At 68.8% G+C, this 17,289-nt stretch carries 4 protein-coding genes; all 4 read right to left on the reverse strand.

Going from position 1 to position 17,289, the window contains the following annotated elements:
- Positions 1-145: 145 nt before the first annotated feature.
- The 4 genes from FHS42_RS32430 to FHS42_RS32445 are packed head-to-tail and all read right to left on the reverse strand — an operon-like array spanning position 146 to position 17,288.
- Positions 146-12,997 carry a WXG100-like domain-containing protein gene (locus tag FHS42_RS32430; protein WP_184579215.1) on the reverse strand — a complete coding sequence of 4,284 codons (12,852 nt, stop codon included), beginning with the start codon at positions 12,995-12,997 and terminating at the stop codon, positions 146-148.
- Entirely contained in the window at positions 12,998-13,360 is a 363-nt protein-coding gene (locus tag FHS42_RS32435; protein ID WP_184579219.1) for a hypothetical protein, read from the reverse strand.
- Positions 13,357-13,866, reverse strand: coding sequence for a YbaB/EbfC family nucleoid-associated protein (locus tag FHS42_RS32440; RefSeq protein WP_246495721.1), 510 nt, complete (start codon positions 13,864-13,866; stop codon positions 13,357-13,359). Before FHS42_RS32440 ends, FHS42_RS32435 begins: the two co-directional genes overlap by 4 nt.
- On the reverse strand, positions 13,863-17,288 hold the full coding sequence (locus FHS42_RS32445) for an AAWKG family protein (protein ID WP_184579221.1): 3,426 nt from the start codon (positions 17,286-17,288) through the stop codon (positions 13,863-13,865). The genes FHS42_RS32440 and FHS42_RS32445 overlap by 4 nt, the downstream gene beginning before the upstream one ends.
- Between the last annotated feature and the right edge of the window lies 1 nt (position 17,289).

A 17,289-nucleotide genomic window follows, 5' to 3' on the forward strand; every position in this document is an offset into this window, starting at 1 on the left:
AAACGGCCGCCCATGCGGCGCGGCGTCGAGCCGTCATGGAACTACCGTCGCCAACTGAGTAGTTGACACATGAACAGCGGACGAACATCAACCCGCCTTATCCACGGTGCGCGCTGCCGACGTTCCATCTGGGCCATGTCCTTCGCTATTTGATAGCGCCCGGCGAAGTAAAGACCGTTCCGTCGAAGAACAGCCGCACCATCGGGCCCGCGTCCGGCCCGTACCTTCTGGTCTGCTCCCCCGGCCCGACGATCACCACAGTGACGCCGAGAGCGGACGCCACGGCGGACGCCGCCGCGTCGAGGGTCTCGCGTGGCGGCGGGCTCCCGAGCCGTAGCAGCAAGAACAACCGCTGAACCGGCGTCAGCTCCAGGTCCGCAGGGTTCAGCGACCCGCCGATCAAGATGGCCTGAGCATGCTGCCCCGCCGTGAGTTTCACGCCCACGGCAATGAGGTCAGCCACCGGCACATCGCCCGCAATCGGTATCGGTACCAGTATCGGGTCAATGTCCGCTCCGTTCAACGCCCGCAGCAAGGCCACGGCGAACAGGTCACCGACAAGGGCGTCAGCGGCGAGCGTGCCGGGCGGACCGGCGACCGTGGTGGCGGGTGCGGCCTTGGCCGTAGCCATGGTGGTGGGCGCGGGCTCGGTTGAGCCGGTTGTCTCGGGCGCGGCCTTGGCCGTCACCGTCGGCACGGGCGCAGCCTCGGCCGTGGTCGTTGTTTCGGGCCCGGCCTTAGCCGTCACCATGGTCGTGGGCGCGGTCGTACCCGCGGTCGTGCCCATGCCAGTAGGCGCGCTCGCCACGGCGGCTTTGGCGGCGACCGGGGCCGCGACCTGGTCACCGCTCGTAGCGCCCGCGGCAGCCGCGATCGGTCCGCCGCCGCCCGCACCGACAGGCGCCGGGGCGGCGGCGGTCTTGAGTTGGACGGGCACGACCTCAACTCCGAGCCGGGTGCTGAAAACCCCTGCCACATTCGCCAACCAGCCGGCCGCGACCTCCGCTTTCAGGCCCGGCCGCACCGACTCGCTCATATAGCGGCCCGACTTGTCGTTGACTGACCAACGCTGTTGCTCCGGGCTCCAGCGGAACTCACCGGATACCCGGCTCCTCCCCGGCAGCGACCGGCCGTCATCGGCGAACTCGGCGGCGATTCCCGTATGGCCGAGCCCGGTCAGACTCGCGCGCAGGGTCTCGGCGGTCAACTCGGGATTCTTCGCTCGCATTCCGGCGAGCAACGCATCGAACTGTTCCTCCGCAATGATCGCCGAGGGCTCCTCGCTGCCCAACAACACCTGGCCGTCGCGCGTGACGGTGTAGAGCCAGACCGCGTCCTTGTCCTCGGTGATCAGGAGGGCCGGGGGGAATTGATCGAGCGGAACCCACAGCGGGTTCAGCCGTACGTCCCCGCCGTCATCGCGCTCCTGTGACTTGATCCGTTTAGGCGATACCGGATCGCCAAAGGCTCGCGGCCCCATCGTCGGTGCGGCGTCGCTGCCGTCATAGTGGTTGAGGCCGCTGTAGTGCACCTCGACCAAGCGCGCCGCGTTGTCGCTGCCCACACGCCTGGTGTCCCGTTGTTCGCCGTCTTGCGCGATGTCGATCCGCACGTCGAGGGCGAAAGCCAGCAGGGGTGGGAAAATCTCGCCCACCGTTTTCCACCAGTTCTTCCCCCAGTCCTGGACGGCGTTCAAGACCGTCTGCAACTCGTCATCGTCCAAGGGCGCTTGGCTCGTCGGGTACCAACTGATCAACTCAGCACGCAACTCGTCGTCGGACAGGACAGTCGCCACGTCCAGCGCGGCGCCGTGGTGGGCGAAGAGCGCGAGGACCTCGTCCCGGTTCATGGCGCGCACCCGGGCGTCGAACTCATGAGTGCTCGACTGCCGGAACTGACCGATGATTTGCGCGTCGAGCCGACCGTCGCTCACCAAAACATAGTCCGTCACCAAAACGCGCAGGGCCTCGGCGACGACGGCCTCGGGGCCCGTACTCTCCTGGGCCCCCGCACCCTTGGTAGTGGGCCGCGCGGTGGCCTGTGCACGGAGTCGATCGCGTACCGCGGTGGGGTCCGAGAGCCACGCGTACGCGTCTGGGGCTTCCGCGGCCAGGGCGGGCAGCATGTCCCTGACGCGGGTGGCGTCACTCGCCATCAGAGCGAAGAGCAGGCATTCACCGTTCCCGCGCACGGGGATCGGATTGCCCCTGGCCAGCACGCGGTCCGATGTCGCCACCGGGGCCGGCACCGGGTCGGTCACCGAACCCGTCACTGGCACCGGCACCGGCTTCACCGCCGGGGCCGGCACCGCTTCCGTGACCGGTTTCACCACTGGACCCGAGACCGGTTTCGTGTCCGGCGCCTTTGGCACGGCTGTCGGCTGTGCCGGCTCCGTCTGCTGTATCGGCTCCGTCTGCTGCGTCGGCTGTATCTGTTGCGTCTGATGCGTCTGATGCGTCGGCTGTATCGGCTGCGTCGGCTCGGTGACCGGGTCCACCGGGTCCACCGGGTCCACCGGGTCCACCGGGTCGATTGTCGCTGTCGTCGTGTCCGTTGCTGGTTCCGCCGGCTTCGTCGTCGCGGCTGCCGCCTTCGCTATCGGGCCGGGCGGCGGCACGTGAAGTTGCGGGGCCGGTGTCTTCGGGGCCGGTGTCTGCGGGGCCGGCGCCGGCTTGATAGCAGCGGCCGGGGAAGTGTCGGGCGAGGTGTCGTCCTGGCCCGAAGCGTCGTCCGGAACGGGCGGAGCGCCCTTCGTCGCCAGCTGAAGGTCATCGCCGACCGGCAGCGCGAGCTGGTAGCGCCGGTCGGTGAGGCTCAGGACGAGGTGCGGGCGAGGGCCTAGGGGCTCCTCAAGGAGGTTTGCGAGCTGGTGGCCGGCCGGGGGTTCACCCGCCTCGAAGCGCTGATACCGCCCGTCACCGGCCACCACGGTGATGTCCACGCCGAAGCTTCTGGCGGCCAGGATGGGCAGCAGGTCGGCCGCCGAATGGTTCCAGCCCCTCTCATCGGCGGCATCGCCCGGCCGGGTGAGCTGGGTGGTGGCAAGGGCCGCCCTGGTCTGCGCGTCCGGCGTCACGGAGTGCGGCAGCAGACCGCCGAGCCCGTCGAACTCCCGGCGAGCGGGCGTCCGCCCGTCACCGTTGGCGGCGGCGGGCGCCCCGGTTGGCCCCGTACCGCTTACGCCATCGAGATCGAGGCCCGCGCCCGCGATCTCCCCATCGCTGAACCGGTCGGTCTCGTCAGGAGTGGCGAAGTTCAGCAGGTCCGCATCTGCCGGATCGCTCAACCTGCCGGCCAGCACGCTGCGTAGCCGTGCCACGGCGGCCGGCGGGTCGGTAATGTCCACGCCCTGGTCGATGAGCGCCTGTGGCGCGCTGGCGCCAAGGCCGCGGGCTAGGGCGTGGAAAAAACCGTCGCCGTCTGACGGTTCGGCGCCGTGCGGCGGGACCTGGTACGTGAGGCCGTTCGGCGAGGTCAGCAGGGTCGCGGAGGCGGTGACGGCCCTGGTGTACGTCGGCCAGGTCGGGGGGCCTGGCTTCGGCGGTGCGGGCGGCGGCCGGTAAGTGACGGCGGGCGGCTTCGCGAGGTCACCGAGGCGGGCGCGGCCCTCGGCGGTGGCCGCCTCCTGGTGCCAGCGGGTGAGCTGGTCGGTTGCCGCCCGCACCCGGTGGTACTCGGCCACCGCCTCCTCTGCTGTGCGACGAAGGAGGTCCAGGTTGCCGCGCAGGTCCGTATAGGCGGTGTCCGCAGCCGCCCAGCGGTCGGTGGCCTCCGCGAGTCGCAGCGCGGTGTCCGCCGCCTTGCGGCTGGGTTGCTTCGCCTGGTTGTCCGCCCGGGCCTTGGCCGCTCGCGCGGCCTCGACGCGCGCTGCCGCGGCCCTCGCCGCATCGGCGGCGCTTTGCTCGGCAGTCGCCAACACCGCGCGGGCCGCCCGTATCTGCTCCTCGATCAGGTTCGCCCATCCCTCGTGCGCGGCCTCACCCAGGTCCACGTCGTCGAAGGTGGCCAGGGTGGTACGGGCGGTCTGTACGGTCTGCTGCCCGGTCTCCAGGCTCGTGGCCTGATCGGCCAGTTCGCGATCCAGGGCGGCATCGGCCACGTTCGCCGCATCGATGAAGCGGTCCCTTTGCAGCGCCGCGGCGTTGGCCGCGGCCTGCGCCTCGTTGCGGGCGCTCCGCGCGTCATTGAGCTCCGTGAGCAGTGCCATAGCGGGGCGGCGGCGCTCCAGGTACGCCGTGTCGGCCGCGACCCATGCCTTGGCTGCCTGGGTTACCGCATCCCACGCCGCGCCCACTTCTTTGGGGAAGTTGTGGTCGGTGATCAGCCCGAGGTCTCGGGCGATGTCATCCCGTATCCACGTCAATGCATAGGTTTGCGAGGTGGTGATCTTCATGCCCGGCCTGACGTGTCCCAAGGTTCCCGCGACGAACTTGCCGACGCGCGTGTCCTTGAGCGCGCGCTGTACGTCGGCGACGCTGAGCCAGGTGGTGGGGACGGCGAACAGGAACACCCGCCCGGTCTTGGGCTTGACGTTGATCGAGGTGAGTTGGTCCTCGGCGGCCGAGGTGCTGACACCGTCCGCGGCGTACGCAGCCGTCGCGGCGGCGCCGAGTTGGCCGAAGCCCGTCTGCGGGGAGGTGACCAGGACGCCGCCGCCGAGGGACAGGTCCTGCACGTCCTCTTGGGTCACCGAGGTATTCGCACCCTCGCTGACACGCCGCAGGACCTCCATTTTCATGCCGTCGCTGACGGTCAGAAGCGTCGGGCGGCTGAAGTCGGGTTTGGCGTACAGGGCGAGTTGGGCCTCATGGGTACCGATGAGGTTTCGTTCCGTCATTCCCGGCAGCCGGTAGGCGGCGGGCGTAACGGCCTGGTGGTAGTGCGCCGCGAGCACCGCCTCGCTCGTACCGTCCTCAATGACCTGCGCTGCGCCGGTGCCCCCGCGGGTGAGACTGGTGTTCTTGGAGCGTTCCAGAGCGTTGGGCGCAGCGGGTGAGAAGGATGTGTCGCTGGATAGCGCGATGGCCAGGGTGCTGGCCGCCAACACGTCCTCGTACCCGAGCAGGCCACGAACGTCGTAACCGGTCGCGGGGAAGGTGAACGGCCGCATGGTGCCGTCCGCTTGCCGAACGTCCGGTCTCGTCATGTCCAGGTCGTAACCGGCCCGCGGCGGGTCCAGTAGAGCGAGTACCGGCGGCTCTAGCCGGGGGTCCACGGCGGGCGAGCCGGGTGGCGGCGTAGGTCGCATCAGGCTCAGCGGCACCTCCTCGTACTGCGTGCCGGCGTCCTCTTCCACACTGATCGACTTCTTGCCCGTGAACTGGTCGCGCCACGCGGCAGCCCGTCGCGCGAGCGCGGTCCCACGGGTGCCGAGCAGATCGGTGGCGGGGCCATGCGCGGGAGCGGTGCCACCCGTGGCACCCGTGGCACCGGCAGTGTCGGGGGCATCGGGAGTTTCGGTGGCATCACGGGTGTCGGTGGCGGCGGCCACCTCCAGGGTGATCCGCAGCCGGTAAGGGGTCGCGATCTTGGCGTACGGCTCGGTGGTCGCCGCGCGGAACACCGTGGTGGTCGTGGCGGAGTGGCTCGCCCCGATCGTCTTTTGGCTGGTCCCCGTCTCGGTGAGGGTGGGGCCGCTGGCCACGGCCGTGGGGTCACCGGTGTGTACGCCTTCGCTGACCTGGAGGCCGAAGGTGCGGCCCCGCGTGGAGTCGGCGCTGCTCTGCAAGGTCTCGGCGGCGCCGCGGTCCTCCTCCATCTCGGTGCTGTGATCGAGCATGTCGAGGGTGGGTGGTCCGGCTGCGATGAGCTCGACGCGGGCCCGCACATTGCGGTTGCCGATGCGGATGCCGTGCCAGCCCCAACCGCCGGTGCGCACCGGTGCCGACGCGCCCGTGCGGGCCATTCCCTTACCGAGAGCGCGCTGCACCCGGGAGGAGACCAGGGTGCGCACGCGCTCCTCTCCCGCGTCATCGAGGCCAAGGGTGTGCACCTGGCGTTGGAAGGCGGCCAGTGCGGCCTTCGGGTCGAGTGCGTTGACGGGGTACGTGCCGAAGTTGAAGCCGCTCATCCAGGGCTGGGGCGACCAGGCGTGTGCGCTGTAGTGGGGGACGTCGCCAAGCCCGTCGTCGATGATCCCGAGTTGATAGGCGCTCTTCTCCGGTACGTGCGCCAGCCACCCGCCGGGCACCTGGGTCATCTGGCCCGCCGCCCCGGCCAGGAAGCCGGGCACATAGGACTTGCCTATGGCACTCGTGCCGATCAGGCTGGACGCCAGCGCCGTCCAGTGCTCGGCCGTGCCCGTCACCAGCACCTGATGGCCGAGGCCCTTGCGGTTCATCTCGGCGACCACGGTGATGGCCACCGTCTGGCTCCGAGACGCCGACAACGACCACGGGTTGAGGACCAGGGCCTGGCTGCCGAGGATGCCGGGGCCCGCGGTGTGCGTACGGGCGTAGACCAGCTGCCCGCCGAGGGTGAAGGTGCTGCCCTTGCTGAGCTTGCCGGAGGTCTGGCCGGTGCCGCTGAGGAACATTTCGGAGTCCATCGGCACCGGATCGGTCAGCGGCTGGATGGCGTCCACGGTCGTCAGATGGCGCAGCGTCGCCCACAGGTCGGTGCCCGGACCCTTGCCCATCAGGCCGCTCGCGGTCCAGCCGAGCGGCCCCGAGGTCTGGTCGAAGTTGGCGGTCGCGTACTGCGGTTGGAAGGGGCGCAGCACCGCCTCCCTGGTCGGCGCGCTCTCCTCGGTGAGTTGCCAGGCGCCGCCGGATGCGGTCTGTATGACCTCGCCCAGGTGGGTCAGCAGGGCGGGTGGGATCAGCACGCTGACGGTCAGGAAGGGGTGGGTGAGGAGTTCGCGAAAGACCTGCGACCCACGCTCGCCGGAGGGTGCGGGCAGCTCGAGGGCACCAGGTGTGGACAGGGGGGCCAGATCTTCGGTACGGATCAGGCTGCCCGGTCGCGACAGATCTCCGACAGCCAGCGCGCGGGCGCGTTCCGGCGTCATGCGGCTGGTGGGGAGGGGACCGCTCAGTGACCGGAAGGGGTTGTTCGCCCCTGGGCGGTGCGGATCGTGGGTGGGAGCGTGGGCTACGGGGCTGCTGATGAGCACCTGCCCCCTGCGGGGGCCGCCGCTGACCAGGGAGCCGTCCGGCCGCTGCCCGATCAACACGTCTTCGGGGCGGCTGAAGACGAACGGTTGCGTACCCAGCAGCCCGAGTGTCGCGACACCGCGTACCAGGCCGCGGAAGCGCCAGTACCCGCCGTGGCTCACGGACAGTGCGATGTCGTAGCGGTACAGATGGGAGGGGCCGGTGCTCACCGACATCGGCTCGTTGCCGACTGTGAACCCGAAGCCGTTCTCCCGGTCGGACTGCCGGCCCCAGCGCGCGCCGACGGCCACGGTGCCCACGTTGTTGGGCATACCGATGTCATCGGCACTGGGATCGCGGACGGCCAGTTGGCCGTCCACGCCCCCCTCCGCCACCCGCTTGGCGCCCTTCTGCCCATCGAGCCGTTCCGCGCCAACGGCGCTGAAACGGATCTTGCTCTCCTGCTGTGTGCCTTCGAAGCGCCGATTGGTCAATGCACCGCGCACCCAGATGTAGCGATGCCCCTGACCGAACTGACCCGGCTCGGTCAGCCGGATGCGGACGCCGACCGTCACCAGGGCATCAAGGCCGCCCGCCACATAGATGTAGGACAGCATGGTCTGCACCTCGCGGGTGTTGGCCACGGCCGTGCTGTACGCAGCGTCGTCGTGCCACTTGGCTTGCGTGGGCCGGTCGATCGGCAGCGGCCCCGACGACGTGAACAGGCCCTTGAACTGCTTCTTCCAGTCACGCTGCTCCGGCGCGGCCAGCTCGTGCAACGGGGCGACCAACCCCGGGTACTGAGCGGCGATGGTCTCAAGCGCCGCGTCGATGTAGGTGTCGAGGAAGGTGCGGGCGGCTCGGCCGTCACTGGTCTCACGGGTGCGTAGCCCGTCGTCGAACACCAGCTCCTCCAGCCGGTGCATGCCCAGGGTGGGCGGGTGGTCCCGGGTCAGATAGGCCGGCGCGAAGGGCTCAGGCGCCCCCTGGGTCAGTGCCAACCTGGTCCCGTCATCCCACCCGGCCAGCCGGCGGGCCTCGGAGCGCGTCATCCGCTCAAGGCCCCAAATGTGGAACCGCCGAGGCGGTACGGTGCTGCCGCTGCGCGCCACGTACGCCGTCTTGACGACCAGGTAGAGGGCGGTGGGGTCGCCCTTCACCTGTCCCGCTGACTTGATGGCCCCGGAGCCGCCCAGCTGGGCCGAGCGCGATACGGAAAAGAGGTACCGGAAGGCGGGTCCGAACTGGAGGCGCAGATTGATCGCGGGCAGCCCCAGGTCAAAGAGGTTGAACGCCGGCCCCGCCACACCGTCGATACTGAACGCGGCCGTCTTGGCGAGGCTGCGCTCGTTGCGGACGGTGGAGGTGTTGACGTCGCGCATCTCGCTTTGCGTCGTCTCACTGACGAGGATCGCCCGGCTGGGCACCACGTCCACCACGAAGAAGCCCAGCGGCTTGCGCTGCTTGTCGTCGGTGAACAACGGCACCGTGGTGACCCGGCCGCTTGACAGCGCACGGAACTCGCGCTGGAAGCTGCCATCGGAGAAGAACGCGTCGAGCTCGCGGTGAGCACTGCTGTCGGGAGCCGCGCCGATGTCCTGCACCGCCCAGTCACGGATCGGCTCCACTGCACCGGCTCCCTCGGAGCGGACCAGCCGGTAGGTGGAGTTGCGGTCGAGCGTGATGTCTTGGGGGGTACGTCCCGGCGCACCCTTTTTCGTGGCGCTGTCCGGCAGCCGCACCAGCAGCCCGTTGCGTACGGCAAAGCCGTACCGCGCCTCCGGGCGCGGATCGGTGGACGGGCGCGACGGACCGGTTGCCGGGCGCGGCACGATGCGGTCCTCGGCATCGGTCACGCGCACGTCGAAGTACACATCGTCCAGATGTAGATGCGAGCCGTCGAGTGCGCGGGTCTCGGACTGGTTCGTGCTCTGATCGGTCTGGGTGAAGCCGACCTTGGTGGTGAAGCCCAACCGCAGCCCTATGCGGCCGAACCCGGAGAAGGCCGCGGCACCCACCGGGCCGAGCGGGCCGGAGAGAGCCACCTGGGTGACAGACTGCATGATCTTGTTCTGCCCTGCGGTGGTGACGGCCCGATCCATGGCGTCCACCTTTTGTGGCGCGCCCTGACCATCGGCGAACCGCTTCCAGTCACCGTAGTGAGTGCCTTTGATCCACAGTTTTCGCGTCTCGCCCTGTGCGTTGGTGTACGGGAAGGCGCGGCCTTTGCCACTCGCGAAGGTACGTGGCTCGTGCCGCAGAGCGCGTTCCACATCAGTGAGCAGACCGGCGCTTCCCAGCAAGCCCGGCAATCCGGGCAGCTTGCTCTCGTGCTGGCCGATGGCATCCCGTGTCAGCGCCCCGTCGATCTCGGCTACCACCAGGTCGATGCCGCGCAAGGTGACGTCGCCGTGCCCGAAGCTGCTCGCACTGCTGAGCAACTCGGCCAGGATGTCCTGGGGCAGATCGGGCAGGAGCGATGGGAGATCGTCGAGGTAGGCGGGGATGCTGCTGCCGTCTTCGAACTCCATCGGCGGTCGCCGCCCCGCCGGCGGCCTCGTCGCACCCTGTTCCAGGACGGGCGGGTGGGTGGCGTCCAGCGTGCGGCCCATCCATGGTGTGGTCTGAAGAGGGCGCTTGCCGGTGGTCGGGAACTCGGGTTGCGGCTGCGGCCGTGTGAGGGCTTGCGTGGTTGGCAGCGCGGGAGCGGTTTCCGGTGGCGGCGGCGCGTTCAGCAGTGTGGGCGGCGGTATGGGCTGGGCCTGCTCGGGTTGCTGCTTGGGCTGTGGCTGCTTGGGCTGTGGCTGCTTGGGGGGCATCGGCGCGAAGGGTTCCGCACCGGGTTGCCCGCCGACCGTCGCCACCGGCTTGGCTGGCCGTAGGGCGGCGGAGTCTGCGCCGATGGGGCCGGTGGCGCGGGTGCCGTGGTCGCCGGTGGTGGGGGCGGGCGTTGCGGACGCGAGGTCACCGATGTGTGCCGCCAGCAGGTGGAGGTGGCGATCGCGCAGACCGCCCTGGGACAGGCCGGGCAATGCGGCATCGTGGTAGTCCCCGAGCAGACTGCCCGCAATGTCAGGGCGGTGCGGCGCGTACGCGTCGGGTGACTCGTCGCGCAGCCCGATCTGGTGGGCGATCTCGTGCGCGTAGTCGATGGGGGCCGCATCGAGCCACCATGCGGATCGGGTCATCCGCTGGTCACGACCGACGAACTGGACGGTCAGCGCGTTGAGGTGTGAGTCGCTCGCGACCTGTTCCACGGTCACATGCAGCCGGTCCCCGCTCGGTAGCCGGTGGCCGGGGGCGTTCAACAGGTCCGCGACACCGCTGCGCACCGCGTTCCAGGTCTGCGCCGGCATCCCGTGCGGGCCAGTGGCCACCTTGACCGTCAGATCGGTGAACCACTCCCCCTCGTACAGGAAACGGCGCGCTTCGAACTTCGACCGGACCGCGAACTGCGTCGTCTTTCCGGGCTGCCCGGGGTCCGGCGGGGTGGAGATGGGGTCCACCCAGGTGTGCGAACGGGTGACCGGCTCGACCGCGGCCCGGGCTGCCGCCCAGGCCGGATCGACGCCTGGGGACGGCGCCCCTGGACCAGGGGCGTGAACCTGCGTGGCAGCCGGCAGCGGGGTCGCGTCGGCCTCCTCGCGCAGCGGCGCTTCGGTTGCTACGGGCGCGTCGGTGCCCTGCTGCGGGCCGGGGTCGCTCCTCAACCCAGGGCGGCCCGACTGCGGCGCGGGGGCAACGTCCGGCCCCGGGGCGTTCTGCGTCTCGGGGCCGCTCTCCGTCCCCGCGTCGCTCTCTGCTCCCGGGTCCGTCCCCGCGTCGTCTTCTGCTCCCGGGTCCGTCCCCGCGTCGTCTTCTACTCCCGGGTCCGTCCCCGCGTCGTTCGCAACTTTCTGCTGCGGTCTCGCGTTGGTCCCATCTTCGTTGCCCGACCCGCTAGTTGAGGTGGGCTGGCTCCGTGCGGTGGGCTGCGCCGCGGGGGGCTGCGCGGTATTCGGCTGCGACCCGGGGGCGTGCGGAGCGGGGGCGGGGGCTTCCGGGTGCCCGGTCGGACTCGTACCCGCCGAGGTGTTCCCACGCGCACCCGTCGCGGGGTCGGTCACCACGTGCGGCGAGTTGGCGCTCGGTGCGTTCGATCCGTCCGATGTGTTCCGTACGTCCGGCGCGCTCTGTCCGTCCGGTGTGTCCTGTCCGTCAACCGGCAGATCGTCCGAGAACTCATCGGTGAGGGCGGGGTTCTCGTCCTCCGGGATGTTGGTGGTCGTCTCCGGCGAGCCGTCCGTGGGCGTGCGCGAGCTGATCGGCGGGGCGGAGGCCGGGCCTCCCGACGCAGGGGACCGCCCCGCGTCGGGTGACACCGATGCCGCCGGATCGGGCAACGTCGCCGGGTCCGGCGATGCCACCGGGTCCGGCGATGCCGTCGGGTCAAGGTCGCTCGGCAGCGTGACCGGCCCCGTCGTGCTCTGCGGGAGAGGGGCGAGCGGGAGCGGCGCGAGCGGCGAGGGAATGCCGAGCGGGTCGAGCGGCAGCGGGGACGGCACTGTGTCGATCGGTGCGGGCGGCTCTTGCGAGTCAGGGGAGTACGGAGGCGACGGATCGTTCTCGGCTATGGGCCTCGAACCCTCGGTAGAACTAGGCGTGTTGACCGATACGGGCAGTGGCGGTATCGGCGGGGCCATGAGAGGCGGCACCTGCGCGACGCGGGGCGGCGGCTGGTACGAGGGCGTCGGCGCGGCTTCCGGCACCGGCCCGGTGACGCCGACCGGAGGAAGGGGCGACGGAGGCGGGACGGGCGTGCCGTTGCCGATGAACGGGCCGGTGCCACCCGTGGTCGGCACGGGAACCGGCCCCCTGGTGCCCGGCCCGGCACCACCACCACCGCCATGCGGTGACGGCAGGTCGTTGTAGTTGGTGCTGGGGCCGAGATCGGTGAAGAACTTGTTGTTCAGCCAGTTGCCCAGGCCGCCGGCGCCGGCTTGGGCGTACATGTCGAAGATGCCACTGGTCCCGCCCCCGACGAACGTTTCCCACTTGAACTGCCAGTTGCCGTCGAAGATGCCGCCGACCAACACCTCGGCCGCGCTCTCGCCGAGCCCGTTGACCACGAAGATGGAGGGCACGTCGTAGACGTCGTTCAGGACTCTGCCGAGGAAGGGGTTGTCCTTCAGGAAGTTGTCGAAGTTGTCGAAGCCGTTCTTGAGCCAGTTCTTGAACAGGTTCGACAGCCCTCCGAGCCCGCTGATGAACAGCCCGGCGAGGGCCCCGAAAGCCGCCGCCTTGCCGACGTCCGCCCAGTCAATGCCGTGCGGCTTGCGCTCGGGAGGGTTGAAGGCGATCTGTGCGAGGTTCACCGCGAGGGTCTGAAATGCCTCTTCAAACGCCTCGCTGAGCGTGGGTGCCAGATGGGTCATGCGCAGCAGGCGGTCGAGAATGATGAGGATCGCGAGTCGGCTTCGGGCCCGCGCCAGTGCCATCTGGGACAGCGAGGTGCCGCCCGTGAAGGCGGCCAGCGCCGCCAACAAGGCCAACTCGATGAGCAGCATGACGATCTCGGCGATGATCTCCCACTTCGCCTCCTGGATCTTCATCGAGTAGTCGATCTGGCCATCGGCCATGTCATCGAGCTGGTCGGTGAGTTCCTGGAGGCGGTCGATGCCGCCGTCGTCCGTCAGCAGCGACAACGCCTCGATGTACCGCTCCGCGACGGCCGGGGGCAGCGTGCTCGCCGCGTCCCGGACGGACCGTCGCGCGGCGTCGCGCAGGTCGAAGACGCCTTTCGCGAGATTGAGGTAGAGCGCACGGCTCGCGAAAGCCAGATTCTCCCGGGCCTGCAACGGCATCTCACCGAGCAGCACGAAGAGCATCTTCCTGACGTCTTCGGGGAAGTTGATCTCCTGCACTCAGCGCTTCCCGCCATCGGGGTCGTCGGGGCCGTCTGTCGTGCGTCGCCGGTGGGCATCGATGCGGTCGCGCATGTCGCCCTCCGTTCCCTCGATGTCGCCCAGGTTCATCAACGTCGCCGATACCGCCGCGTCGAAGGCCTGATACAGGGCTCCAGTGATCTGCACGCAGAACTCGTTGTTCTTGTTGTACGCCGGGCGCGCCGTGTGTGCGAAGTCATCCGTCCAGCCCGGCCATTCGACGTAGTGGTACTGGTCTTCCTGGAAGTCCTTGCCCAACTGCTTCGCCTGTGCGGGCAACTGCTTCATGTCTTCGGTGAACCGGCGAAGGGCGGCCGGGTGCGCCTCGTAGCTACCGCTCATGTCTGGTCTCTCCCTCTCGTCGGCCGCGGGGCATCGGGGGTGTCCTCGTGAATCTCGTCACGCAGGCGGTCGCCCGCCGAGCGCGCGCCGCGGGCTCCGGGCCCGCCGCCGAGCGCGGAGCCGAAGATCCGTTCCCAGTCGATGTCGATGCCGCCGAACTCCGGTGTGTCGCCGCTCGGCCGGGTCAGTGGTTCGAAGGTCTCGATCACCCGGTGGGCCATCTCCGTACGGCCCTGCCGCGCGGCCTCAAGCACAGAGGCGGCCAGCTGGGCGGCGGTCATGGTGCGGTACTTGCCGTCCAGGAATCTCAGGTCCAGCAGTTCCCCGCTCGCGCCGACACTGACCTCGACCGCGCGATCCCGGGAGCGGACGGTGAGTGAGGCGTTACGCAACTGCTCCTCCGCTGCCGCGGCGGCGGTGCGTACGGCGTCCAACTCGGCCATGGCCTTGGTCAGTCGTTGTTCCATCGGCTCCCCCGGCCCGATGCCGTCCGGCATGCGGCTCATCGGCCGATCACGGCGGGCGAGCCTCCCTCGTCGGTTCCCCAGACGTCCTCGTCCTCCTCGGCCCACGCTTCCCTGGTCCGGTCGCCGCTTTGGGTTTGCGGCCGTCCCGAGCCTCCTGCGCCTGCGCCGGTCACCGGCGGCATGAACGGCGCGCCACCGGTGGTGCCGGTCCTGCCGCGCGGGGCGCCGGGCTCGTCGGGGCGGCGGCCGGCCCCTGTGCCGACCGGCGTGCCACGGCCGGCGACGTGGTCGCGGTCCATCACGTTGCGGACCCGCTCGGAGCTGGACTGGCCGCCTTGCCCGCCGCCACCGCCACCGCCCATCGGCATACCGCCGCCCATGGGCATGCCGCCGCCCATCGGTGAGCCGCCCGGCGGGGGGCCGGGGAAGCTTCCCGAGTTGAGCGGCGTGCCGCCCGCGGACTCCGCGGACGTGCCTGCGGTCGCGCCGGCCAGGGAGCGCTCGTACGGGGACTCGTACGGCTCGTCGTCGTACAACTCCTCCTCGTACCGAAGCGAGTCGTACGACCCTGCGCCGGGCATGTGCCGCGAGCCGGTCTCCGGGCCGCCGCCGGGGTTCAACTGACCGGTGCTGGTCGTCCCGTCCGAGTGCGTGTAAGTGGTCTCGCCCGTCTTCGGGTCGATCACCGACCGGCTGCCGTCCGGGTAGTCGGTGACCACCTTGCCGTCCGGGTCCAGTCGGGAGACGCTGTCGTCGGGGTTGGGCAGGAGGTCGCCGCTGTTCAGCGGGCCGGAGATGGTGCCACCGTCCGGGCGGGTGATGGTCGCGGTGTGGGCGTCGGGGTCGATGACGGTACGGGTGCCGTCTGGGTACTCGGTGACGACCCTGCCTTGCGAGTCCACGTGTGGCACGCCGGCGTCGGGGGCGAACGGGCCGTCGCTGGGGACGGTCGGCCCGCCGATGGAGGGCGATGTGAAGGACGAGGGGTCGCGATCGATGAGGTCGCCTTCGTTGAGGAGGCCCCGCCGCTCCTGGCCGTAGCGTTCCTCAGCCCGCTTCTGCTCCTCTTCGCGCTCCTTCTGCTTGGTCTCCTGCTCGGCCCGCACCTCGTCCTGGCGTTGCTGGGCGTCCTTCTCCCGCTGTTCCTGCTTGGCTTCCTGCTCCTTCTCCTTCTCCTCCTGCTTGGCTTCCTGCTCTTCTTGCTTACGCTCCTGCTCGCCCCGCAACTCCTCCTGACGCTGCTGAGCCTCCTTCTCCTTCTCCTCCTGCTTCGCCTCTTGTTCTTCCTGCTTACGCTCCTGCTCGCCCCGCAACTCCTCCTGACGCTGCTGAGCCTCCTTTTCCTTTTCCTCCTGCTTGACCTCCTGTTCCCGCTGCTTGGCCTCTTGCTCCTTCTCCTTCTCCTCCTGCTTGGCCTCTTGTTCCTTTTCCTTCTGTTCTTGCTTGGCCTCCTGTTCCCGCTGCTTGGTCTCTTGCTCCTTCTCCTTCTGTTCCTGCTTGGCTTCCTGCTCCTTCTCCTTCTCCTCTTGTTTGGCCTCTTGTTCGAACTGCTTGCGCTCCTGTTCTTTCCGTGCGCTCTCCTGCTCGTCCTTCGCCTGCTTCACCTGCGTGATCTGCAACTGCTCTTGCCGCTTCTGCGCATCTTCCTGCTTTTGCTCGGCCTCCTTCTGCTTGGCCTCTTGTTCCTTCTCCTTGGCCGCCTGCTCGGCCTTGGCCTCCTGCTCCTTCAGTTCCTGCTTGGCTTCCTGCTCCCGCTGCTTCTGCTCCTGCTTGGCCTCCTGTTCCTGCTGCTTCTGTTCCTGCTCCTTCTCTTTTTCCTCCTGCTTGGCCTCCTGCTCCTGCTGCTTGGCCTCTTGTTCCTTCTCCTTGGCTTCCTGCTCGGCCTTGGCCTGCTTCTCCTTCTCCGTCTGCTCCCGGTCCCGCCGGGCCTGCTCCTCCTTGGCCTCGCGGTCGCGCCGGGCCTGCTCCTCCTTGGCTTCCTTCTCCTTGCGCTCTGCCTCGGCCTTGGCCTCTTTCTCCTTACGCTCCGCCTCGGCCTTGGCTTCCTTCTCCTTGCGCTCCGCCTCGGCCTTCGCTGCTGCGGCAGCGGCGGCAGCAGCTGCGGCCTGTTCCTTCTGCCAATTGATGAAGTCGTCGTTCTTCTTGTTCGCAGCAGCCGCTGCCGCCGCCGCGTCGTCAGCGGCCTTGTCAGACTTGTCCTTGGAGTGGTGCCCGGAGAGGTCGCCGTCGCCCCGGGACTTGATCGATCCGATGTCGAATTCCTTGGTGCCCCACTTGTTGCCAACGTTCCGCATGGCCTCGTCGGCGGCTTCACCAAGGTGTTCGACGACGGACTTGGCCCAGTTCTCGATGGCCTGTTCGCCGACCTTTTTCCAGGTCGTCAGGTCCTTCAGGGGGCCGAACTCCTCGCCGCTGCTGTCCTTCGCGACCTGGCTGAATTCACCGATGGTGTGGTACGTGGTGGAGGGGGTACTGTACGGCCCAACCGCCGGATGCACCTTATAAGTAATGTTCGTGATGTTGTGGTTCCATACATGCTTGGTGATCTCCGATAGCAGGTCATGCAGCCATCGAAGGGGATTCCCCATGCGCAACTCCCAGAACAACCACCGGTCGTAGAGCGCATCGGCCTCGTTGTAGAAGTCCTTCTTGGCCTGGCGGATCTCGTCGCCCTGCAACGACCCGAAACCGTCCTTGGCCAGTGTGTCCTTCGCGTAACCGTCGTACCGCTTGCCGAGCACATGGATGAGGTCCCAGAAGACGCCGGCGGCCTGGCCGCGCCATGCCTTGTTCTGCTCCGTCCCGACCCGCCGTTCCCACTCCTCGATGACGGTCTTGCGGTTAGCGAAGAACTGCGCGACCCGGTCGAATCCGCTAGCAGCGTTGTCGAAGGAGGCCAACGAAACGGCTTGATCCTTCGGTACGTCCAACTCGTTCCAGGCGAAGCCGTGAGTGCCGTTCGGCTGGGTCAGCAACGCCTCCAGGGCCTTGCCGGTGCCGTAGGCGTATTGGGTGAGATGCTGCGTACTCCAGGTGGCGTCCGCCCCGGATAGGCCGAGGTGGTTGTCGTAACTGCTCTTGAATTCGCCGCCCTTCACCACACCGCCCACCGGCGGGCCGCCGGACACCTTGTTTCCCAGCAGCGTGAAGCGCGCTTTGTAGTAGGTGACCTGGGAACCCTCGTCCCCATCACCGCCCGCGACGTAGAAGGGGATGACGAAGTCGGTGTTCTCGATTCTCCAACCCGCGTTCTCGGAGAGCCAGTTGAGGTCGTTGGGATCAACGTAGTCAACGCTGTTCTGCTTGGTGATCTCCACCTTCATCTGAGGGATGCCCTCGTTGCCCTTCAGATCCTCGAAGAGCGTGCTGCGATCCGGGGCCTTGTAACCGGTGAAGAGCCGCACAGCCTTGTGCCACGAGTCGTTGGCATCGGAAAGGGGGACTTCCTTTTCTTCCGCCATC

The organism is Streptomyces zagrosensis, from assembly GCF_014203645.1.
GTDB classification, from domain to species: domain Bacteria; phylum Actinomycetota; class Actinomycetes; order Streptomycetales; family Streptomycetaceae; genus Streptomyces; species Streptomyces zagrosensis.